At 55.3% G+C, this 21,649-nt stretch carries 22 protein-coding genes; 5 read left to right on the top strand and 17 right to left on the bottom strand.

Annotated elements, in window-relative coordinates; translation table 11 throughout:
* The first annotated feature begins 3 nt into the window (after window positions 1-3).
* Together H6973_03740 and H6973_03745 are read left to right on the top strand one after the other, a co-directional pair.
* The gene (locus H6973_03740; protein ID MCP5124768.1) at window positions 4-684 is read left to right on the top strand and encodes a thiopurine S-methyltransferase; all 681 of its coding nucleotides are present in this window, start codon (window positions 4-6) and stop codon (window positions 682-684) included.
* Entirely contained in the window at window positions 681-1,952 is a 1,272-nt protein-coding gene (locus tag H6973_03745; protein MCP5124769.1) for an MFS transporter, read from the top strand. Before H6973_03740 ends, H6973_03745 begins: the two co-directional genes overlap by 4 nt.
* A gap of 47 nt (window positions 1,953-1,999) precedes the next feature.
* Here the strand turns inward: H6973_03745 and H6973_03750 are convergent, their stop codons facing one another.
* A complete protein-coding gene (locus H6973_03750; protein ID MCP5124770.1) occupies window positions 2,000-3,694 on the bottom strand; it encodes a hypothetical protein in 1,695 nt (564 codons plus the stop codon).
* 74 nt (window positions 3,695-3,768) lie between these two features.
* Complete coding sequence (locus tag H6973_03755; protein MCP5124771.1) at window positions 3,769-4,698, bottom strand: hypothetical protein; 930 nt, start codon at window positions 4,696-4,698, stop codon at window positions 3,769-3,771.
* 552 nt (window positions 4,699-5,250) lie between these two features.
* Between H6973_03755 and H6973_03760 the strand changes: the two genes are divergently transcribed.
* Both H6973_03760 and H6973_03765 read left to right on the top strand, forming a co-directional pair.
* Window positions 5,251-6,309, top strand: coding sequence for an IS110 family transposase (locus H6973_03760; protein ID MCP5124772.1), 1,059 nt, complete (start codon window positions 5,251-5,253; stop codon window positions 6,307-6,309).
* 403 nt (window positions 6,310-6,712) lie between these two features.
* Entirely contained in the window at window positions 6,713-7,564 is an 852-nt protein-coding gene (locus H6973_03765; protein MCP5124773.1) for an IS5 family transposase, read from the top strand.
* Window positions 7,565-7,883: 319 nt separating this feature from the next.
* Here H6973_03765 and H6973_03770 read toward each other — a convergent pair whose 3' ends face one another.
* From H6973_03770 to pstS (H6973_03840), 15 genes are all read right to left on the bottom strand, one after another.
* Window positions 7,884-8,942 (bottom strand): IS110 family transposase, encoded by a 1,059-nt coding sequence (locus H6973_03770; protein ID MCP5124774.1) that lies wholly within the window; start codon window positions 8,940-8,942, stop codon window positions 7,884-7,886.
* A 391-nt stretch (window positions 8,943-9,333) separates the two neighbouring features.
* Complete coding sequence (locus H6973_03775; protein MCP5124775.1) at window positions 9,334-9,699, bottom strand: transposase; 366 nt, start codon at window positions 9,697-9,699, stop codon at window positions 9,334-9,336.
* The gene (locus tag H6973_03780) at window positions 9,700-10,389 is read right to left on the bottom strand and encodes an IS630 family transposase (protein ID MCP5124776.1); all 690 of its coding nucleotides are present in this window, start codon (window positions 10,387-10,389) and stop codon (window positions 9,700-9,702) included. It lies immediately after the preceding gene.
* Window positions 10,390-10,441: 52 nt separating this feature from the next.
* Entirely contained in the window at window positions 10,442-10,915 is a 474-nt protein-coding gene (locus H6973_03785; protein ID MCP5124777.1) for a hypothetical protein, read from the bottom strand.
* Complete coding sequence (locus H6973_03790) at window positions 10,825-11,568, bottom strand: hypothetical protein (protein MCP5124778.1); 744 nt, start codon at window positions 11,566-11,568, stop codon at window positions 10,825-10,827. The genes H6973_03785 and H6973_03790 overlap by 91 nt, the downstream gene beginning before the upstream one ends.
* A gap of 437 nt (window positions 11,569-12,005) precedes the next feature.
* Window positions 12,006-12,899, bottom strand: coding sequence for a GDP-mannose 4,6-dehydratase (locus H6973_03795; GenBank protein MCP5124779.1), 894 nt, complete (start codon window positions 12,897-12,899; stop codon window positions 12,006-12,008).
* A complete protein-coding gene (gene gmd / locus H6973_03800) occupies window positions 12,883-13,917 on the bottom strand; it encodes a GDP-mannose 4,6-dehydratase (protein MCP5124780.1) in 1,035 nt (344 codons plus the stop codon). Before gmd ends, H6973_03795 begins: the two co-directional genes overlap by 17 nt.
* 85 nt (window positions 13,918-14,002) lie before the next feature.
* Complete coding sequence (locus H6973_03805) at window positions 14,003-14,776, bottom strand: ABC transporter permease (GenBank protein ID MCP5124781.1); 774 nt, start codon at window positions 14,774-14,776, stop codon at window positions 14,003-14,005.
* 89 nt (window positions 14,777-14,865) lie between these two features.
* Window positions 14,866-15,375: a hypothetical protein gene (locus tag H6973_03810; GenBank protein ID MCP5124782.1), complete on the bottom strand. Its 510-nt coding sequence runs from the start codon at window positions 15,373-15,375 to the stop codon at window positions 14,866-14,868.
* Window positions 15,376-15,451: 76 nt separating this feature from the next.
* On the bottom strand, window positions 15,452-16,129 hold the full coding sequence (locus H6973_03815) for a hypothetical protein (protein ID MCP5124783.1): 678 nt from the start codon (window positions 16,127-16,129) through the stop codon (window positions 15,452-15,454).
* A 12-nt stretch (window positions 16,130-16,141) separates the two neighbouring features.
* Window positions 16,142-17,182: a phosphate ABC transporter substrate-binding protein PstS gene (pstS, locus tag H6973_03820; protein MCP5124784.1), complete on the bottom strand. Its 1,041-nt coding sequence runs from the start codon at window positions 17,180-17,182 to the stop codon at window positions 16,142-16,144.
* A gap of 22 nt (window positions 17,183-17,204) precedes the next feature.
* Window positions 17,205-18,032, bottom strand: coding sequence for a phosphate ABC transporter ATP-binding protein (locus H6973_03825; protein MCP5124785.1), 828 nt, complete (start codon window positions 18,030-18,032; stop codon window positions 17,205-17,207).
* A 21-nt stretch (window positions 18,033-18,053) separates the two neighbouring features.
* Entirely contained in the window at window positions 18,054-18,959 is a 906-nt protein-coding gene (pstA, locus tag H6973_03830; GenBank protein ID MCP5124786.1) for a phosphate ABC transporter permease PstA, read from the bottom strand.
* The gene (gene pstC, locus H6973_03835) at window positions 18,956-19,933 is read right to left on the bottom strand and encodes a phosphate ABC transporter permease subunit PstC (GenBank protein MCP5124787.1); all 978 of its coding nucleotides are present in this window, start codon (window positions 19,931-19,933) and stop codon (window positions 18,956-18,958) included. Before pstC ends, pstA begins: the two co-directional genes overlap by 4 nt.
* An 85-nt stretch (window positions 19,934-20,018) precedes the next feature.
* Window positions 20,019-21,008: a phosphate ABC transporter substrate-binding protein PstS gene (pstS, locus tag H6973_03840; GenBank protein ID MCP5124788.1), complete on the bottom strand. Its 990-nt coding sequence runs from the start codon at window positions 21,006-21,008 to the stop codon at window positions 20,019-20,021.
* Window positions 21,009-21,352: 344 nt separating this feature from the next.
* On the opposite strand from pstS (H6973_03840), the gene H6973_03845 reads away from it, so the two are divergent.
* On the top strand, window positions 21,353-21,646 hold the full coding sequence (locus H6973_03845; GenBank protein ID MCP5124789.1) for a hypothetical protein: 294 nt from the start codon (window positions 21,353-21,355) through the stop codon (window positions 21,644-21,646).
* Window positions 21,647-21,649: the final 3 nt, after the last annotated feature.

Below are 21,649 nucleotides of genomic sequence, written 5' to 3' on the forward strand. Positions count from 1 at the left end.
TCCATGGAACTTTCCTTCTGGCATGAACGCTGGGAACGCAGCGAGATCGGTTTCCACCAGCAGGACATCAATGTTCATCTTCAGCAGTTCTGGACTCTGTTGGGCCTGCAACCCGGCCAGCAAGTCTTTGTTCCCTTGTGCGGTAAAAGCCGGGATTTGCTGTGGCTGGCGGGTGAAGGTCATCCTGTGACGGGAGTGGAAATCAGTCCGATTGCTGTCGCGGCCTTTTTTCAGGAAAACGGCTTGCAACCACGCCGCTGGCGGGAAGGAGCGTTTGAGATTTGGCAACAGGACGAACTGCGGATCATGCTCGGTGATTTCTTTGCTCTAGAACCGCGGCATTTGGCCGATATCGCCGGAGTCTATGATCGCGCCTCGTTGATCGCGCTGCCACCAGCGATGCGTGAACGCTATGTTCGTCATCTCGACGCCATCCTGCCGACAGGCATTCGGACCTTGCTGATGGCGCTGGACTACGATCAAACGGTGCTGAGCGGCCCTCCCTTCGCTGTTAGCGAAGCGGAAGTGCGCACACGCTACGAAGCCACACACGAGATCGAGTTGCTCCATATCCGTGATGCGTTGTCCGAGGAATCGCGCTGGCGGGATCGCGGCCTGACCTGGCTGTTGGAGCGGGTTTATCGACTCACTCATCGCTTGGATGGTCCGCACACCGCGCCATGAGCGTTGCAACGCCGCGTTCACCCGCCGCCGTCGTGTTGCGGGTGTTTCTGCCTTTCGCCGCGGGTTACTTTCTTTCCTACCTGTATCGCACCATTAATGCCGTGTTGTCGCCTTACTTGGTGGCGGAACTGCATCTGGATGCAACTGATCTGGGACTGCTGACCAGCGTTTATTTTCTGACCTTTGCGGCGTTTCAACTCCCGCTGGGAATGCTGCTGGATCGCTTTGGGCCGCGCTGGGTGGAAGCCATTTTGTTGCTGTTCGCCGCGAGCGGAGCGGGTTTGTTCGCGTTGGGCGATAGCGCGATGGAGTTGGTTATAGGCCGGGGCCTGATTGGTCTGGGCGTGTCCGCCTGCCTGATGGCCAGCTTCAAGGCTTTCGTCCTCTGGTTTCCACCCGCGCGCCTGCCAGTGGTCAACGGTTGGGTGCTGGCGGCGGGCGGGGTGGGCGCGCTGGTCGCCACGGCGCCGATTGAAGCAGCGCTGAAACTGACCGACTGGCGCGGCTTGTTTATGCTGTTGGCCGGTCTAAGTCTCGCGGTGGCTGTTGCCCTGCTGGCGATCGTGCCTAAGCGCAGTAGCGGCGCGGCGGCGCACGGTTGGCGGGAGCAGTGGCGCGAAATGCAGGGTATCTTTCGCCATCGCCGATTTTGGTGCATCGCGCCGGGCGCGGTGCTGTCGCAGGCGTCCTTTCTAGCGATTCAAGGGTTGTGGGCCGGGCCGTGGCTGCGCGATGTGGCGGGTCTGGATAAAGCGACAGCGGCGAGTTATCTGTTTTGGATTGCGGCGGCCATGGTCGGCGGTTTTCTCGGCATGGGGCAGTTGACCTACAGGCTGTCGCGCCTGGGCGTTCCGCCACTGGGCGTTGCCAGCGGCGGCATGGCGTTATTCATACTGACCCAGTTGGCGATTCTATACAGCGGCGGGTCGTTGCTACCGTTGTGGGCGTTGTTTGGTTTTTTCGGCACCAGCGGCGTGTTGAACTACGCGATCTTGTCGCAATCTTTCCCGCCAGCGCTGGCGGGGCGAGTGAACACTGCCTTGAATTTACTGGTCTTCGTCGCTGCGTTCGCTGGACAATGGGGTATGGGCGCCATTATCAATCACTGGCCGGTCGCTGGTGGCGGTTATGCAGATGTCGGCTATCGCTGGGCGTTTGGGTTAGTGCTGGCGTTGCAGGCGATGACCTGGGGTTGGCTGGCGCTGGACGGGCGGCGCACTGCTTCAGGTCAACAGGATTTCCAGAATAATAAGGCTTATGATGAATGATATACTGTAACTCAACAACCACCGGCTTTTAGCCGGTGGTTGTTGAGTTACAGTTCCTTACCAAAATCGCAACCTCTCAGCTTAATATAACAGAGCCGTTGCTCTAGCCACCAGAGTCCGTAGCCGAGCAGCAGCAGCAATGGAACCAAGTTGGCGATGCCGAAGTACAGCGCCAGTTGCCGCCAGGCATCGGCGCGCAGCGTCTCGGGTACGGCGACAGCCTGGAATACCAAGGGCCGGCAACCGCGCTCGGTGTCGTTTGGCCCACCGATGGCGCGGCGGTAGCGGTCTTCGTCATCATGTCCAGCGACATCCTTCCAAATCACCTCACGCAACCAGCGCGGTTCGGTCTCACTCAAGCGTTGCGCACGGTCGCGGCGTACGCTTTCGATCAGACCTCGCGCCGCGCCGTCAGGTCGGGCCGAGAAGTCGTCATGCCGAACCCCGAGCCAGACGCAGGCGTTGTCCAGAGTGACGGTATTTGTACCCAACGCAGCGCGGCGACGATCTGTCAGAGGCGTCACGTAAACGCGATAATGATTGATCTGGGTAATACGATCGGCGCCCCGAACCCGTTCGCTCCAGCCGTAAGACCGAACTCTCGGGGGATGCCTGGGAACCACGCCCTCGACGCCGAGCAGCACATTACGCCCGCCATAGGCCGGTAGATCGGCCAGGCGCAACGCATCGACCACCTCGACGCGCTGCAAAAACCCGGCCTTGACCGCCTGCAGGGAACCCACGACGCCCAGCCACAGGGCGGTGAATCCTAACAGAAAATAGTAACCGGTCCCCGGACCCCAAGCTTTTTCGTTGCGCGAGACCGCTGGGCGCAGCCGCGCGGAGAGACCCTGGAGGAGAAAGGGGAACATGAGAAACAGGGGCGCGCTGAGTAAGAAACCGGTCAGCTCACCGGCAAACGCGCCGAACCCAGCGCTGACCCCGACCGCCAGCCCGAGGATCGCGAGCATGACCAGATTGAACGCCCCGTGCGCGCATCCGACGATCGGCAACCAGGCGCGGACGGTGGCGCCGATGGCCAGCGCCTCCGGGCGCTCCGCCAGCACAACTCGGCGCTGGTTCCACGCCGGCCGGATGCGCCACGCTGACCAGAGACACCCGCCCGCCAGCAGCAGCGCGAAGACGGCGGTATCCGCTTGGACCTGGCCTACCAGTAGATTCCATCCCAAGACCATCAGTAGGCTTAAACAGCCGAGCCCCACCAACACTGGAGTCAGCAAGGGAGCAAGCGGTTCTGGCGACGGGTCGGGTGTCGGCATGGGACGCGCGCTCGCCTTAACGGGGAGCGTGTTTTCCCAAGATTCCTTGGTCAGCGTTAACCGCTGGCGTCGCTGGCGCCGCCGCTGACCCCAACGACCGCCGAGCGCCGCCAGCACCGCCAGCACCGCTAGGTTGCCTATTACTTCGACCCGCAGCGCGGCATCGACCCGCGCCTGATTGACACCCAGCCAAAGCGCTATGGTCAACAACGTCGGCGCGGCCAGCAATAGCCCCCAGAGCGCGCCATGTCGAGGCCAGCGGGAGGCGAAACCGAACGCCAGCGCGCCCAGTGCGCCCGCGGCGGTCAGCGCCCCGAGCCAAGACGAGAAAACGTCCGCCCCCATTCGCTCGAACAGACTCGCCAGGTTTCCAAACAGCCAGACGCTGGGCAGCGCCAGCGCTAGCGCCAGGACGTAGACCCACCCGGTGGGTCGCCCGGCTTGAGGTAGTTCGGACGCCATCTTGTAATACTCGGAATGTCGTGGTCAGCACGAGCAACAATACGACTGCCTTGGCGATCTGGTCATGGTGGCTGTCAGTCGGTTGCGGACTCCACCGGAAGGGCGGCTTCCTGCCGCCGTTGGTTGGCTCTCTCCGTGATCGCCTCCAGACGTTGTCGGGCTTCCTCTCGCGAAGCGGCCAGGTTTTCCTGCATGCTCACGCGCGCCTCGTTCATGCGCGCGGCAGACTCCTCCCGCAGTCGAGCCGACTGCGTTTGGCGTTCCGCCCGCAGCGCATCGAGTTCCTTCTGCAGGGTGGTCCGAGTTTCTTCCATCCCGCGGGTGATGCCCTCGGTGGAAGGCAATTCGATGTCCAGTTTGGGAACGTCAATCTTATAGAAGCGGGCCAGGCGCGGTTGTTCCCCCTCCAGCCCGTTGACGATATCCAGCGCGCGCTGGACGTCCAGCCGCATGGCGCTGTTGAACAGGCCGGGGTGAAATTCCGCGCTGATGGATTGGTTTATGGCTTGGGCCAGCGACCCCGTTTCCAAGCCGGAGGTAAAGAAGGCATACAGGCCAGCCAGCCCCATCCGGTAGTCGTCCATCGCCGCCAGGCGCGCCACAAGCGGGGCGGTGAAGGGTGGACGGGGCGGGGCGCTGTCCCCCATCCAGGTCGGCCACCCTGGCGCCGTCTCGAAAGCGATAAGGATTCCGAAATGGCGCGCCGCTATGTTCAGGTTGGTCTTGCCGGGACGGTAGAGGGCCAACTCACGCACCGTATATTCAAATAGCCAGAGTCGGGCGCCGTCCTCGTCGCGGGTGAGGATCGGCCCCAGCTCGCCGATAGAGCCGGTCAGGGGTTCAAACGCGGTCAGCGCGTCCCGCAACGCGGATTTCGAAGCGTCGTCATTGCGTTGCGCTAGTCCCAGCTCCCCTTCGAGAGTGGAGAGCTGCTCTTGAGTGGAGGGTTCGTCCTTCCGCACCACAAACTTGTCGATAGCCAGAATCACTCCGCCAATCATCATAATGATTGTGCATACCTGCAATATCCATTTTTGCGATGTGCTGAGTACAGTTCTTGGTTTTTTCAACGTACTGGACATGGTTCCTTATTTCTTCTGAGTGGTTTTTCGCTATCAGGCAATGGTTGCTCGGAATGCTCCCATCGTCGCTCTTTGGTGCGATCCGGCGAGAAATATCTGTAGAACTCGACTATCAAGGATTTTGGGTTGACCTTTTTGGATAAGATCGAGCGATACCTTATCACAACGGTTTGCGCAGGAGGACCCGAATGATTTTCACCCAGCCCCTCGCGTTCATCACGGAATTTGTTGAACAATTGGATCAGGGAATTCGGGAATGTGCGGCAAACCGCAAACTATCGACCATCCAGCGTTACTGGCTGAGCTTTTGTGTCACCGGGATTCTGCTCTCTAATCAGGTGTGTTGGGCAGGATTTGAACGCGTCGGCTTAGAGACTAATGGAATGGTCCGCCCCGCTCCTCCAACGAGCCCAAAGCGGGCAAGATAGTGAATGCTGACTCACATCATATTAACCGAGATAACGGAGCGGACCCATGAAAGAGTATACCAATGAGCGCGTCATTAAGGTTGTCGGCATTGATCTGGCCAAGCGGAGTTTTCACGTTTACGGCGTGGACGAGAACGGTCAACGGGTGATCCGCAGGACCTTCAACCGGGTACGTCTGAGTGAATTCATGGCGAATCTGCCCGCCTGTACGGTGGCCATGGAAGCCTGTGGCAGTGCGCACTATTGGGCGCGGCAGTTCCGGGAGGACGGCCATGAGGTACGGTTGATCGCGCCCCAGTTCGTGAAGCCCTTTGTGAAATCCAATAAAAACGACGCCGTCGATGCCGAGGCGATTTGCGAAGCGGCCCAGCGGCCCAGGATGCGGTTGGTGGCGATCAAGAGCGTGGAACAGCAAGATATCCAGGCGATTCACCGGATGCGCAGTTTGGGGGTGGAACGCCGCACCGCCCAGGTCAATCAGATTCGCGGTTTTTTGTTGGAATACGGCATTGAAATCCCGCAGGGGCGTGTGGCGGTGAACCAGCGCCTGCCGGAGATTCTTGAGGATCCAGAGAACGGCCTCAGCGAGCGCTTCCGGGCTGAGCTACGCGAGTTGGCTGACGAACTCCGTCACTTGGATGAACGGGTTGCTCATTATGACGCCCAGATTGAGACCCTGGCGGAAAGCCATCCGCAGGCGCAAGCGTTGATGACGATCCCCGGTCTGGGCGCCAAGGGCGCGACCGCGTTGGTAGCGGCCGTCGGCGAGGATCCCCGACTCTTTAAGAACGGGCGGGGTTTGGCGGCTTGGCTGGGCCTGGTGCCGCGCCAGCACTCCACCGGTGGACGGGACCGCTTACTGGGTATCAGTAAACGGGGGGATGTCTACCTGCGGCAGTTGCTGATTCATGGCGCCCGCGCCGTGTTGCGCTGGGTCGAGCGCAAGGACGATCCGACGAGCCGCTGGGCCCGGGGACTGAAAGGCCGTCGCCATGCCAACGTGGCGGCCGTCGCGTTGGCCAACAAGATCGCCCGGATCGCCTATGCGGTGATGACGACCGGCCAGCCCTATGATGCGGCCAAAGGCGCTCTGGCTCCGGTTTGAGTCTTTCTACGCTTCATCCGCGACCCGGTCGCTACGACCACCCCAGTACCTCCCACCATAAGTTGCGAAGAGTGAATCTCACGGTGATGGCATGAAAGACCAGTTCTGCATTTCCGAAAACCTGATTCGTACAAAAGCCGGCTCTGCCGAGACTGCGAGACTGATAAGGACGGAGATGCGCGCGAATTCCATCAGGGCACGAGGGCAGGCGAGCGCCTCAACACGATGCCGGATATATGGCCGCAACTTTTCCTTCAGCCAAACGGCGATTTCCTCTTGCATCGCGGGGCGGACCATATATGTACGAAAAATAACATATTTATTTTATTTATTGTTTTTTTGATAGAATTACCCAAAAAAGCCCAAATTATTTTAGTTTCGAAATTTTTGTTCGAGGTACGCGATGTCTTGGCCGAAGGAAAAACCGTTTAATCGCTATCCCAGTGATCTCACCGATGCGGAATGGGAGAGGGTTCAACCCCTTTTGGAAGAACGCGAGCCAAATACGCGAGGACGTCCCCGAGAAGTGGATCTCCGCGAGATTTTAAATGCAATTTTTTACATCAATAAAACGGGTTGTCAGTGGCGATATCTTCCCAAAGATTTTCCGGCGTATACCACCGTCAGCACTTATTATCATCAATGGATCAATAACGGTGTTTTCGAGAAAATTAACACGGCGCTTCACCAAAAATTTCGTCAAGAAGTAGGGCGAAATGAGACCCCAAGCGCCGCGATCATTGATAGCCAATCGGTGAAAGGCACTCAGGAATGTGCGGATGAAACAGGATTGGATGGAGGCAAGTTAGTTAAAGGAAGAAAAAGGCATATTCTAGTGGATACAATGGGTTGTCTAATTTATGTCGGGGTGCATGCCGCGAATATTCCGGATGTAAAAGGCGCACCACAGGTATTACAAGGTGGGCTATCCATCGCCAATACGATCCGGAAAGTTTGGGCCGATGGTGCTTATCAAGGTGAGCCCCTGGCTCAATGGCTTGAGAAAAACTTTAACTGCACGATTGAAGTTGTTAACAAAAATAAAGAAGAGAAAGGATTTCAGGTTTTACCTCGGCGATGGGTTGTTGAAAGAAGCCTCGCTTGGTTGGGGCGATCTCGTCGATTAAGTAGAGATTACGAAAGGAAGCCTGCATCGAGTCAAAGTCAAGTCTACCTTGCTTCAATTCGATTAATGTTGCGAAAAATATTTAAGAATCGTGAATTATTGCAGGAACCCATTTTAGAGGCTGCGTAGGATATTAAGTTTTCGTACATATATGGTCCGCCCCGCGATGCAAGAGGAAATCGCCGTTTGGCTGAAGGAAAAGTTGCGGCCATATATCCGGCATCGTGTTGAGGCGCTCGCCTGCCCTCGTGCCCTGATGGAATTCGCGCGCATCTCCGTCCTTATCAGTCTCGCAGTCTCGGCAGAGCCGGCTTTTGTACGAATCAGGTTTTCGGAAATGCAGAACTGGTCTTTCATGCCATCACCGTGAGATTCACTCTTCGCAACTTATGGTGGGAGGTACTGGGGTGGTCGTAGCGACCGGGTCGCGGATGAAGCGTAGAAAGACTCAAACCGGAGCCAGAGCGCCTTTGGCCGCATCATAGGGCTGGCCGGTCGTCATCACCGCATAGGCGATCCGGGCGATCTTGTTGGCCAACGCGACGGCCGCCACGTTGGCATGGCGACGGCCTTTCAGTCCCCGGGCCCAGCGGCTCGTCGGATCGTCCTTGCGCTCGACCCAGCGCAACACGGCGCGGGCGCCATGAATCAGCAACTGCCGCAGGTAGACATCCCCCCGTTTACTGATACCCAGTAAGCGGTCCCGTCCACCGGTGGAGTGCTGGCGCGGCACCAGGCCCAGCCAAGCCGCCAAACCCCGCCCGTTCTTAAAGAGTCGGGGATCCTCGCCGACGGCCGCTACCAACGCGGTCGCGCCCTTGGCGCCCAGACCGGGGATCGTCATCAACGCTTGCGCCTGCGGATGGCTTTCCGCCAGGGTCTCAATCTGGGCGTCATAATGAGCAACCCGTTCATCCAAGTGACGGAGTTCGTCAGCCAACTCGCGTAGCTCAGCCCGGAAGCGCTCGCTGAGGCCGTTCTCTGGATCCTCAAGAATCTCCGGCAGGCGCTGGTTCACCGCCACACGCCCCTGCGGGATTTCAATGCCGTATTCCAACAAAAAACCGCGAATCTGATTGACCTGGGCGGTGCGGCGTTCCACCCCCAAACTGCGCATCCGGTGAATCGCCTGGATATCTTGCTGTTCCACGCTCTTGATCGCCACCAACCGCATCCTGGGCCGCTGGGCCGCTTCGCAAATCGCCTCGGCATCGACGGCGTCGTTTTTATTGGATTTCACAAAGGGCTTCACGAACTGGGGCGCGATCAACCGTACCTCATGGCCGTCCTCCCGGAACTGCCGCGCCCAATAGTGCGCACTGCCACAGGCTTCCATGGCCACCGTACAGGCGGGCAGATTCGCCATGAATTCACTCAGACGTACCCGGTTGAAGGTCCTGCGGATCACCCGTTGACCGTTCTCGTCCACGCCGTAAACGTGAAAACTCCGCTTGGCCAGATCAATGCCGACAACCTTAATGACGCGCTCATTGGTATACTCTTTCATGGGTCCGCTCCGTTATCTCGGTTAATATGATGTGAGTCAGCATTCACTATTTCGCCCGCTTTGGGCTCGTTGGAGGAGCGGGGCGGACCATTCCATTAGTCTCTAAGGCGGATTATGTTGCATCTCTTTATTAGGATTAATTCTCATCCATTTATTACTGTGACCAACGTTAATATTCCAAGTCCTAAAAGGACTAGGGACGCAGTAAAGAGAAGTATCGTGTTCTTAGAGTGGGCATGCTTTGGGTTTCGCGGATTGATAAGAATAGGAATCTTTTGGCCGATCACGTATTGACACGGCGAGATCCAAATGGGATTTTGACACTCGAAGACTTCTGTTTCTCCTGGCAAGTAATATGCTATTGTCTTGCTAATAGTTATCCCCACAAAAATCATGCTGGAGCTTTTTCAGGATTAGCGTATTGAGTATCAGGGAGCCTAAAAAATGATTTGACCCTTTCCTGAAATTCTTTTAGCTTTTCCAAAGCAGAATAAACGCGCGCTCTGAAATCAGCCCGGTTTTTAATTGGCTCCTTTTCCAGATGATCATTTTTGATCTCATTCCAAACCTGTTCATCCGGATTTAACTCTGGCGAGTGGGGGGGAAGAAAGAACAAGCGGATTTGTTTTCGATGCGTCTCAAGAAAGGCTTTGACTTCTTTCGAGGTATGATAAGACGCATTGTCCGTGATGACAATTAATGGGCGCTCTCGACCCTCTAATGCCTTCTCTAAAAAGGCAATGAAAACCCCACTCACTCATTTTTGAGTGGTCACTTCAAATATTAACTCGCCCGTCGCCGTAACCATCGATAAAATGTGAAACCCACCCCGGTCATCACTCACTTTAATTTCAGGCGGATGACCGACTAAGCCCCACGTCCGTCCAGAACGCGTATGGCCTTGAACCCATGACTCATCCTGAAACGCAATATCCGCTCCAAGTTCTTGAGCCCGCTTCTGAATCTCTTTAAATTCTTCATTAATAAACTTTTTAACTTCCTCCTGATCCTGGTTTAAGGCATGATAACAAGGTTTTTGACAACTCAGTCCTAATTGATGTAAATGCAGACGAACCGTGGCATCCGATACCCATAAACCAAAGTACTCTTTCAATAAATTAACCATGATCTCTAAAGTCCATAAAACCGTATCATAGCCATGATCCGCCGGCGTCGTATTGAGTATCGTTTCTTTTAACCATCGATCAATATCCGGAGTCATCACACACGTGGCGCCGAGCGCTTTCCGGGTATCCAGGGCTTCTTCTCCTTCATAACGATAGTTGCGAAGCCAATCATAAATACTCGTTCGGTCGATACCCAAAAAATCAGCAACAAGCTCCGGACCATAATGCTTCTCTTCGACCGCGCGAACCGCAATACGCCGGATGTAATTCATCACTTCATCCGGTATTTTACGTGCATCAAACATCCATTCCGCGTTCATTGCCGCACCTCCTCTATAAATTTAGAGTCTCTAAAGAGGTCTTCTATAGTTATTAGACAATTTGATTAACGCTCAGTTCGTTGATAATGTAGGGATAATCGTTGGCAAGCCTATAGTCTTGATTCTTCAGGGTATTGAAGACTTGGTTTTCAATATGCCAACGGCTGCGACTTCCTTCCATCACAAGGGATACATTTTTTGCGGTGAGTTTAATCTCAGTTACCCAGGAAAAGTTAAATTCTTTGCCGTCGCGAATTTCCCAATAATCGAGAAAATTGACGAGTAAATCGGGATGGGATTTATTCAAAGGAATCTCATTAATCCACCAATAGCCCTGGAGAATTTTGTCATCTCCCAAGACCTCAAATTCTTCATATTGACCCTTGAGAATACGACGTTTAACCTCCGCAAAGAGCGCGTCTTGACCCTCAGGTTTTACAGAAATAATGTAACCAACAATTCTTTCAATAACTTGATGTGCAGACCGTTTGCCGATAGGCGATCTTCGACCACCCGCAAAGGCCACTTTGGAAACGCTTCACGCAGTGCTTTTAACAGGCGTTTACTGGCATTCGCTTCACAATCGTTTTTGGTTTGACCGTCTTGATGCGTAATGGCTTCAGGAAACAGGGGTATGACTTGTTTCTGGTCAGGATGAACCATCACCGCACCTAACAATTGATGATAATCACTGATTTCACCATTTCGATGCTGGCGGGTACAGCATTGCGGGCAATGAATGTGTGATGAAGCGAATTCTCCTGTGCCATCAATACTGATTAAAAAACACCCAAGATAACGAAAACCTTCCAAAATATCTCGCTCATAAAGTCGCTGGTTAATTTGAATGAAGGGTGCGCGAACTTCGATCGGATCGACCCGATCAAGCATCGACCGCATCTGTGTATCACAGGGCGCTTGTTGAACACCATCTAATGCTTTTAGATTCGCACGAATTCGCGCTTCATTGCGGTGCTCATCAAATTTTAACAAGGAGGGATACTTTAAACAGAAAACTGCTAACCCAGACATCAGAACATCGGTTAATGAAAATTGCTGACCATAACGGCAGGGGTCAGGGATCTTTTCAAAAGCCTGGCATGCTTGGTTTAACAACGCCGGTGCTGACACCGATTGATTTAAAGCGTTTGGTAAAGGGCGAGAAGGTAATTTCTTCATGATCAAACCACACCGGATGCGTCTTAAATCCAAACATGCCAAAAAATTCAAAATTGAGGCCAAGAAACGACTTTTTATAATACACTGATTAAATAGAACTTTTCAAGAGGCCGGGAATTGCTGTAAATACTCGTTCGATCAATACCTAAAAAATCAGCAACAAGTTCTGGGCTATAATGCTTCTCTTCAACCGCTCGAACCCCAATTCACCGAATATAGTTCATCACTTCATCAGGAATTTTACGTGCATCAAACAGCCATTCAGCGTTCATCGTAGCACCTCCTCTATAAATTTAGAGTCTCTAAAGAGGTTTTCTACAGTTATTAGACAATTTGATTAACACTCAGTTCGTTGATAATGTAGGGATAATCATTAGCAAGGCTATATTAGAACGCACGCGTCGTCGGTGTGTCCGAGCGTTGGCTCCAAGGTGAACTCAGGATTGATAAATACTCATCAGCAAATCGTCCATAGAATACGCAGGCAATTCGCCAATCAACCGGCGTAATTTGTGATTATCGCCAATGAGCCGATGCACCTCGTTGGCGCGAACGAAGGCGGGATTGACCCGCACCTCGATTGAGTAACCGGCAATCCGGTTCATACTTTCTATGATTTCACCGAGCGCTACGCCCACGCCGGAGCAAATGTTGACCGTTTCCCCGGCGACCTCACTGTCCAGTAACCGTCGATAGGTTTCCACCACGAAACGCACATCGGAGAAATCGCGGATCACCTCCAGATTACCCAGTTCAATGGTCGGTTGCCGCTGACGGTAATGGCTGACGATCTTAGGAATCAGGAAACGTTCGTCCTGACCCGGTCCCGTATAGTTAAATGGACGAGTGATCAGAATCGGCAGCCGGTCCTGATAAATGCGAACGATATGCTCCATCGCCAGTTTACTGTTGGCGTAATGATTGACCGGCGCTGGGCAGATGGTTTCGTCGATCACCTCTACGGGGGGATTGCCATACACATTAGCGCTGCTGGCGATCAGCACCTTGTGGGGTTGCCCGCCGATTGCCAGAATGGTGTCGAGCAGATTGAGCGTACCCAACAGGTTGGTCTGATAAATCTCCAGAGGATCGCCGTGAGGGACGAAAGTGATGGCGGCTAGATGGACGATGTAATCTGGTTGAACCGTCTCCAGGGCGGCGCGCAGTTGCTCAGGATGCATCAGGTCAGCGCAAATGTCGTCCGCGTCATGCGCTGATTCACGGACCAGTCCGACGACCTGCCAGCCAGCGTTTCGCAAATGCGCGCGGAGATGTTGACCGGTAAAACCGCGCGCGCCAGTGATCAGAACAGTTTTAGAAGGAGAACCCACGCCGGTTTCTCCGCAGATCAGCCTCGACCATCAAACGACACAACTCGGCTAGATCGGTGTGCGGCTCCCAACCCAGTTGCTCCCGGGCCTTGGCCGGACTGCCTTGCAGGATGTCCACTTCGCAGGGTCGATAGTAACGGGGGTTGACCCGGACCCGGACCTGGTGAGTTCGCGCGTCGCGCCCGACCTCGTTTTCCGCCTGCCCTTCCCAGGTCAGTTCGATGCCGACCGCCTGAAAGGCCAACTCCACGAAATGACGCACGGTCCAGGTCTGATTCGTGGCCAGAACGTAGGTGTCCGGCTCGGAATGCTGCAACATTCGGTACATGCCCTCCACATACTCCGGCGCATAACCCCAATCGCGCTGGGCGTCGAGATTGCCCAGTTCCAGCATATCCTGTTGCCCCAAGTGGATGCAGGCAGCGGCGTCGGTGATCTTGCGCGTGACGAACTCCTTGCCGCGCAAGGGAGATTCATGATTGAACAAGATGCCGCTGCAAGCGAACAGTCCGTAGGATTCACGGTAATTGACGGTGGCCCAGTGGGCAAACAGTTTGGCCACGCCGTAGGGACTGCGCGGATGGAAAAACGTGGTCTCGGTTTGCGGCAGTTCGTGGATTTTGCCGTACATTTCCGAGGTCGATGCCTGATAGAAGCGAATGTTCGGGTTGACGGTGCGGATCGCTTCCAACAGGTGCAATGGACCGATACCCGTGATCTGGGCGGTGGTGACCGGCTGTTCGAAAGAGACGCCGACGAAACTCTGAGCAGCCAGGTTGTACACTTCTTCAGGTTCCACCTGTTGCAACAAACGGATGCTGGCGCCTGGATCAGTCAAATCGTATTCGACCAATTGCAGTTCCGGGTGATCGAGCAGCCCCAGCTCTTCCATTCGCCAGAAATTGACGGAACTGGTGCGGCGATACGTTCCATAAACTCGATAGCCCCGGTCAAGCAGGAGTTGGGTCAAATACGCGCCGTCCTGACCAGTGACGCCCGTGATAATTGCACGTTTCATCGGTTCCTCGATTGGATGAATCTGGTAAAGTTTAAAATTTAAACGGGTCGACTTCCCGAAATCCGGCGCAGCCGGTCCCCAATCCTCAACTCCTAATCCCGGTTCCCCGTTGTAGTAGCCATAGACTGTAGCCAAACAGGGCGGCAATGAACAATAGGATGAGGGTAAACGCTACCTGGATATCGATATCGGAAACGCCCAGGATACCGAAGCGGAAGGCATTGATCATATACAGGATGGGATTGAACAGCGAGACCTGCTGCCAGAAATCCGGCAGCATCTTGATGGAGTAGAAAATCCCGCCCAGATAGATCAGCGGCGTCAACACAAAAGTCGGGATGACGGAAATATCGTCGAAGCTCTTGGCGTAAATGCCGTTGATCAATCCCGCGAGCGCGAACAGCACCGAGGTCAATACGATCACGGCGAAGGTCAGCACGGGATGTTGCCAATGCAGGTCGGCGAAGAACAGCGAGATTGCGGTGACCGCGATGCCCACCGCCAGACCCCGCGCCAATCCGCCGCCCACGAAGCCGAGTACAATAATCGCGTTTGGCAGCGGCGAGACCAGCATTTCCTCAATATGGCGCTGGAACTTGGCGCTGTAGAACGAGGACACCACGTTGGCGTAGGAATTGGTGATCACCGCCATCATGATCAGACCCGGCGCAATGTACTGGGTATAGCTCAGCCCTTCCACCGGGCCGATTTGCGCGCCGATCAATTTGCCGAAAATGATGAAATACAGGGCGGTTGTCACTGCTGGCGGCAGAATGGTCTGAATCCAGATGCGCAGAAAACGCAGAGTTTCCTTGATCAGGATAGTTTGCAGGGCGATCAGTTGGGCGTGAATAGGCATGGGAGCGTCAAGCGGTTGTCAAGGGAGCGTCAAGTGTCCGGGTATCGCCTGGCATTTTAGGCGATTTCCGGCGGGAAGGGCTGGCGCTTTTAAATCCGCCTCACATCGAATAGCCGGCTTGGCGCGAGTCGCCGGGCGCTCCAGTGGGAATTTGAACGGATTCGCGTGTCCACTTCGCTCAGCACACGCTCTGCCCAACCGCGATCCTCTGGCGAAATGACCAAGACTGCAAACTGATGATCCATACCCTCCATGGCAACCCCCAGCGAATCGTCAATATGCAGGTCAATTTGGAAGGCTGGCGGGTATTTCGAGGGGCCACGCAGGCCGACCTTTTGTTCGTGCCGGGTCTGGTTAATCACCCCCTCCACTGGAATCCCCATGCTTCTGAACCAGGATTTCAGGTAGTAAGCAGGGCGATCCGAACTGGTGTAAATCCAAATCCGGCAGCCTCTCCGGGTTAATTCATTCATGAGTTCGCGGGTTCCACTGCGCAGGCGTTCGGTATATCGCCAGCGCGCCCACCAGGGAACGTATTGCTCGGTGGGCGTGGACGGCCCGCATATCAACGTATCGTCAATATCAAAAGAAATCCGCACATATTTATCCACAGTAGAGTTAATCGGAAGCCGATGGGTCGCAAATCCATAATCGGCGCAATCATTCAATACAGCGTCAGGACGACCTCAAACACTCAAATGAATCCGGAGCGAGAAGATAAACCTCATCGGTATGTTCTTCCAGAAATCGGGCAAAGCGCTTTTTGATGCCCGGCAAGCGGAACAGCGCCATCGCGCCAAGCTTGCTGGTATCGCGGATCACTGTCGAAGGATCGAAATAGGCCAAGGCATTGTCCACGCTGAGCACAAAAGGCGGCTTACCCTTGCGCAGCAACACATAGCTCATGATCAGCACACCGGTGCGGTGATTGCCTTCGATAAAAAGCTGCGGTTTGCTGAGAATGCGCATGTAGGCGCCTGCAGCCAGTTTCCAGACCGATTCGTTCCAATGACGGGAGCGCCACTCCACAAGATCCTCGATGCCGCCTTCGCGTTCTTCATAAAACCGGCGCTCGGTAGCGGCGATATGCGGGGCAAATTCGGCGCGACGAGCCGGATTTTGACCACATAGGACAAGTGTATTCAATTCCAGCAGATGGTGATGCTGACCCATCGAAAAAACGTCGATGCCGGACTCAACCAGGGCATCGACGAACTGATAACCGGCCAACAAATTTTCAACAACCTCATCGCTCAGCGGGTCACGCTGGGCGTTTAACCGCTGGTTGATGACTTCAAACTCCTGCTGCACCCGGCGTAAAGACGCCTCAATCGCCAGGAGATTCAACAACAATCCTGTAGTTCCTTACTGCACGGCGTTGACCGCCACGCGGGCAGTGGTCGCCACAGCATCCGGCAGGGGAATATAACCCATATCAGCGCTGTAGCCCTGCCCATCGGTCAGCGTCCAATCCACGAAGCGCTTGACCGCAGCGCCTTTCCGTGAATCCTCATACCGCTCATGCAATAAAAGCCAGGTGAAAGTCACAATCGGGTAGGCATCCTCGCCTTCCGGGTCCGGGAGAAATACACGCAAATTGCCTGGGATCAGGTCGACATTCGCCGCGATCGCTGCTTGGCCACTCTCTGGGGCAGGTTCAACGAACCGTCCGGCTTTGTTTTCCAGATAGGCCATGGGCAGACCCAGATGCTTAGCGAAGCCGTATTCTACATAACCGATGGCTCCCCAACTGCGCTTGATGCGGGCGGCAACGCCTTCATTCCCGGAAGCCATCATGGTATTGCCTGGCCAGTCAACGAGCTTGCCCACGCCGGGACCTTTTCGCCACTCCTCGCTGATGGCGTTCAGATGATTGGTCATGGCATAGGTCGTTCCGCTGCTGTCCAGACGAGCGACCAGCGTAATGGTCTGTCGGGGCAACTTGAGGTCAGGGTTGAGCGCCTGAATGCGCGGATCGTTCCAAACGCGGATTTTGCCCAGGAAGATATCGGCGTAAACCTCCCGGCTTAATTTCAACGCTCCCTTTACATCCGGCAGATTGTAGGCGAGCACCACGATGCCTGCCGTGGCAGGAATTAATTTGACCCCCGCCTTCGCCTGACTGATCTGCTCATCGCTCATCGCGGCGTCGCTGGCACCGAAATCCACGACGCCCGCCAGAAACCGCTTAATTCCCTCGCCGCTGCCGACCGCTTGATAATCAATGGCGACGTTCGGATTCATCCGGGTATAAATATCGATCCATTTGCGGTAGAGCGGCGCGGGGAAAGTCGCTCCGGCCCCCTGCAACGCAACGCCTACGCCCTCTACCAAGGTTTGCCCAAATGCCGTAGATACCCCGCCCATCAATCCAAACGCGGCCATCGCCGCTAATAGCCAGCGCATCGCCATGACGCCTCCTTGGGCTTTAACTGAATTCGCCACGGACATATTCCCGAGTCAATTGCTGCTGGGGATTCTCGAAGATTTGCTGAGTCGGCCCCATTTCCACCAGATAACCGGTGCGGCTGCCTTGAGAAATGTCCACTGCAAAAAAAGCTGTCGTGTCGGCGACGCGCATGGCCTGTTGCATGTTATGGGTAACGATGGCGATGGTGTAATTCTCCTTGAGTTCCAGCATCAGCTCTTCGACTTTGCGGGTGGCGATCGGGTCCAGCGCCGAACAGGGTTCGTCCATCAACAGCACATCCGGTTCCGTCGCAATGGCGCGGGCAATGCACAAGCGTTGCTGCTGGCCGCCGGAGAGCGATAACCCGCTGTTTTTGAGCTTATCCTTGACCTCATTCCACAGCGCCGCGCCGCGCAGCGCTTTTTCCACCCGTTCATCCATATTGTCCTTAAAGCGGTTCAGGCGCAGGCCGAAAGCAACGTTATCGTAGATGCTCATCGAGAACGGATTCGGTTGCTGGAACACCATGCCGATATAGCGGCGCACCACGACCGGATCGACTTTTTTGTCGTAGATGTCCTGACCGTGGTAAGTAACCTTACCCTCGAAGCGGAAGACCGGGATCAGATCGTTCATCCGGTTCAGGCTGCGCAACACGGTGCTCTTGCCACAACCGGAGGGGCCAATAAAGCCAATGATCTTGTTTTTCTCAATCGGCACATGGCTGTTGCGCACCGCCAGAAAATCGCCATAGAAGATTTTCTGGAGTTCGCAATTCATCACCACATTGCCGGGGGTGATAGCCGGGGCGGATTCAACCGCCGCCGTTTCTGCTATTGCATTCATCATTCGATGACCTCACAAGCCTTAGAATTTCTGGCGACCAATAAAACGGGCGGTAATGTTCAGCACCAGGACGATCAGCACAAGAACCAGCGACGCCGCCCAGGCCAGTTCAATTTGGTTGTCGTAAGGCATACCCGAGAAATTGAAAATCAGGATGGACAGCGAAGCGGTCGGTTCGGTCAGGCTCGACAGGAAATAGTTACTGAACAGCGCAGTGAACAACAGCGGCGCCGATTCACCAGCGGCGCCGGCCACCGCCAGCATCACCCCGGTTAAAATGCCGGGCATTCCGGTGGGCAACACGACTTTCCAAATGACCTGGGCGCGAGTGCAGCCCATGCCAAACGCCGCATCCTTCATTTTCTTCGGCACAGTGGTCATGGCCTGTTCCGCAGCCAGCACCACAGTCGGCAACATCAGCACGGCCAGAGCAACGCCGCCTGCCAATGCGGAATAGGTCTTCATGGTCACAACCATAGCGGCATAGACGAACACGCCGGCGAGGATGGATGGAAAGCCGGTCAGCACCTTGGCCAGAAAGCGCGCGGTGTGCGCCAGCTTGCTGTCGGGATCAAGGATTGCCAGATAAATGGCGGCGAACAGACCGATGGGCACGCTGATCAGCGTGGCAATGCCGACCATGACTAGGGTGCCGATAATCGCGTTGCCGAAGCCGCCGCCCATTTCAAAGGCGGAAGGCGGCAGGGCGGTGATGGCTTCCCAATCCAGCCGCGAACCGCCTTCAACCAGCAGCATATAAATCACAGAGAACAAGGGAATGCTGGCGAGCACCGCCATCACCCAGGTTAAGCCGGTTAGAAATCCGCTTTTCAGCGCCCGGCCCTCGAAAGGCGTGCGGCGGAGACTGGGCAAGCGTGGCGCGGTAGCTTGAATCATCGATTCAGCCATTAAATTAGGCTCGCTCATCGTTCAGCCTCGAATTTCCGGGTGGCGAATTTCATGACCGCCAAGCCAACCACATTGACAATCAGCGTGATCGCCAACAACGCCAGGGCGGCGTACATCAGCGCCTGGACCTCAACTTCACCGGCTTCCGGGAAATTGGACGCCAGCAAGGCCGCCAGGGTGTTAGCGGGAGCAAACAGCGATAGGCTGATCTGATTGGAATTGCCGATCAGCATGGCCAAGGCCATGGTTTCGCCCAGGGCGCGACCGAAGCCCAGCACCAGCGCGGCGAGAATGCCGGAGCCAGCGGTCGGCAGCATAACCTTAAGAATGGCTTCCCAGCGCGTCGTCCCCATGCCATAGGCCGCTTCCTTGACCTTGTAGGGAATCTGGCGCATCGCATCCACAGAAATGGATGCGACCGTCGGCAGGATCATGATGGCCAGCACCAGCGCGGCGGGCGCGAGTCCAGGACCGCTCATCGAAGTGCCAAAAAATGGGATAAATTCAAATTCGTCGTGCAGCCAGTTTGCCGCCGGACGAAGTAGCGGAATGAGCACATAGATGCCCCAGAGGCCGAACACCACCGAGGGAATGGCGGCCAATAATTCAATAATGGTGCGGAAGACGACCGCCAGGCGGCTGGGCAGGAAATCCTGGGTCAGAAAAATGGCGATCGCCACACCGAACAGGCCGCCGAGGACCAAGGCCAGCAGCGAACTGTAAAGTGTGCCCCAGATTTCCGGGAGGATGCCAAATTGTTCTGCCTGAACATTCCAGGTGGTCGACGTCAAAAAACTCAGGCCATATTCAGTCATTGCTGGCAGCGCCTTGCCGCCGATCTCGACGATGATGTAAGCCACCAACGCGAGGATCAGCGCGGCGCTAGTCCAGGCGATGCCGCGAAATCCCCGGTCAAACGCATAATCGATTCCAGAGGGAGGGCCGGTGACCGATCCAGTCCGGTCAATGTGATCAAATTGATATGATGCCATGGTTCACTCAGCAAGTTCCGGTTTTAATAACAGATAACAAAACCCTCCCGCTTGGCGAGGGGAGGGCTGGGTATCAAACGCGGGATTACTGGATCAACGCGGCGGCGGCTCTGACTTTCTCAACGACATTGTCCGGCAAGGGGATATAACCCATCTTCGGCGCCATCGCCTGGCCCTTGGTCAGGCCGTACTCGACGAGTTCACGCAACGCCTTGGCCTTGTTGTCGTCCTGATCCTGGTAAAACAACATCCAGGTGAAGGTAGCGATGGGGTAAGCCTGATCGCCAGCGGGATCGGAGACCCAAACCCGTAAGTCGGGGGTATCGGAACCAGGTAACGTACTGGTCGGAAACTCAGCGCTGGCCAGGGCGGCCTTGCCGGATTTGTCGCCAGGGGCCACGAAGTTACCCGCCTTGTTCTGTAGGACCGCCATCGGCTGCTTGGTCGCAATGGCGTAGCCGTATTCGATATACCCGATTGCGCCGGGAGTCTGCTTAATGGTGGCGGTGACGCCATCGTTCTTGGGCGATTTCACAAAGCTTTTCGGCCATTGCACGGTCTTGCCATGCCCAACGGTATTCTTGAACTCTTCGCTGACCGCGCTGAGGTGACCGGTAAATACATAGGTCGTGCCGCTGGAGTCGGAGCGGGCGACGACGGTGATTTTCTCATCGGGGAGTTTGACGCCGTGGTTGGCCGCAGCGATCTTCGGATCATTCCATTTCTCGATCTTGCCCATGAAGATATCCACGTACACATCGCGCGGCAGTTTGAGTTCCTTGACGCCGCTGAGATTGTAGGAGAGCACAATCTCGCCGGCGGTCATGGGCAACAACACCACGCCCTGCTTGACTTTAGCGATTTCCTCGTCGTCCATCGCCGCGTCGCTGGCGGCGAAATCAACGGTGTTATTAACGAAATCCTGGATGCCAGCACCGCTGCCCTTGGCCTGGTAGTCAACGGTGACGCCCTTGGTCTGCTTGCTGAAGTCCTTGAACCAGGAAGAATAGATCGGGAACGGAAAGCTGGCGCCGGAACCTGTCAGTCGGAGTTCTTCGGCAGAGGCTGCGGTCATACTGACAACCCCCACGGAAAAAGCGAAAACGGCTGCGGATATGAAAGACTTATTCAAGATATATTCTCCCGTAGGCTGACTTGTTAAAAAAAACCAATAACTAACTACTCCCACCTATTATGCTTGGAGAATATTTCGGAATTGTTACAGCCTATGTAACATTTAAGTACTTTAATGTGAAAATGTTCCGTTCCCCCTTTAGTAAGGGAGGGTGAGGGAGGAGGTTCTGCGGTAGCGCCTCTTGCAATGTCATTTAAATAGTATTATTCCTAGTGCAACATATCTTTGCGACACAAACGGCAACACTTGCACGACGTGCTTGGAATCCCGGCAGGCAAAATCTCATGAACGCTCAACCCCCGACCACTGACTCGAACGGCCGTGAACCGGTACTCGATCTCAGCAACTTTACAGAAATCGCCCTCTGGCTGGCGAGCGCCGTGGCTAGCGGCGTGATCGGCACCGCTGCCTATAATTATCTGAAGGCCGTGCAGCGCCGCTTCGGCCGCGACCGTGTCGCCGAATTGCAGGAACAGGTCTACCAGGCGCTCAAGCGGGTCAAGCGCAAACCGAACGTCTCCGATCAGGACTTGCGCTTGCGCGTCGAAGCCCTATTCCGCGACTACGAAGACTATTGATCC

This window comes from Gammaproteobacteria bacterium (assembly GCA_024235095.1).
Classification (GTDB): domain Bacteria; phylum Pseudomonadota; class Gammaproteobacteria; order Competibacterales; family Competibacteraceae; genus UBA2383.

Excerpts from the sequence above, each read along its gene's own strand:
- H6973_03740 (MCP5124768.1), top strand. The coding sequence starts at position 4 with ATGGAACTTTCCTTCTGGCATGAACGCTGGGAACGCAGCGAGATCGGT.
- H6973_03745 (MCP5124769.1), top strand. The coding sequence starts at position 681 with ATGAGCGTTGCAACGCCGCGTTCACCCGCCGCCGTCGTGTTGCGGGTG.
- H6973_03750 (MCP5124770.1), bottom strand. The coding sequence starts at position 3,694 with ATGGCGTCCGAACTACCTCAAGCCGGGCGACCCACCGGGTGGGTCTAC.
- H6973_03755 (MCP5124771.1), bottom strand. The coding sequence starts at position 4,698 with ATGATGATTGGCGGAGTGATTCTGGCTATCGACAAGTTTGTGGTGCGG.
- H6973_03760 (MCP5124772.1), top strand. The coding sequence starts at position 5,251 with ATGAAAGAGTATACCAATGAGCGCGTCATTAAGGTTGTCGGCATTGAT.
- H6973_03765 (MCP5124773.1), top strand. The coding sequence starts at position 6,713 with ATGTCTTGGCCGAAGGAAAAACCGTTTAATCGCTATCCCAGTGATCTC.
- H6973_03770 (MCP5124774.1), bottom strand. The coding sequence starts at position 8,942 with ATGAAAGAGTATACCAATGAGCGCGTCATTAAGGTTGTCGGCATTGAT.
- H6973_03780 (MCP5124776.1), bottom strand. The coding sequence starts at position 10,389 with ATGAACGCGGAATGGATGTTTGATGCACGTAAAATACCGGATGAAGTG.
- H6973_03790 (MCP5124778.1), bottom strand. The coding sequence starts at position 11,568 with ATGAAGAAATTACCTTCTCGCCCTTTACCAAACGCTTTAAATCAATCG.
- gmd (MCP5124780.1), bottom strand. The coding sequence starts at position 13,917 with ATGAAACGTGCAATTATCACGGGCGTCACTGGTCAGGACGGCGCGTAT.
- H6973_03805 (MCP5124781.1), bottom strand. The coding sequence starts at position 14,776 with ATGCCTATTCACGCCCAACTGATCGCCCTGCAAACTATCCTGATCAAG.
- pstS (MCP5124784.1), bottom strand. The coding sequence starts at position 17,182 with ATGCGCTGGCTATTAGCGGCGATGGCCGCGTTTGGATTGATGGGCGGG.
- H6973_03825 (MCP5124785.1), bottom strand. The coding sequence starts at position 18,032 with ATGAATGCAATAGCAGAAACGGCGGCGGTTGAATCCGCCCCGGCTATC.
- pstA (MCP5124786.1), bottom strand. The coding sequence starts at position 18,959 with ATGAGCGAGCCTAATTTAATGGCTGAATCGATGATTCAAGCTACCGCG.
- pstC (MCP5124787.1), bottom strand. The coding sequence starts at position 19,933 with ATGGCATCATATCAATTTGATCACATTGACCGGACTGGATCGGTCACC.
- pstS (MCP5124788.1), bottom strand. The coding sequence starts at position 21,008 with ATGACCGCAGCCTCTGCCGAAGAACTCCGACTGACAGGTTCCGGCGCC.
- H6973_03845 (MCP5124789.1), top strand. The coding sequence starts at position 21,353 with ATGAACGCTCAACCCCCGACCACTGACTCGAACGGCCGTGAACCGGTA.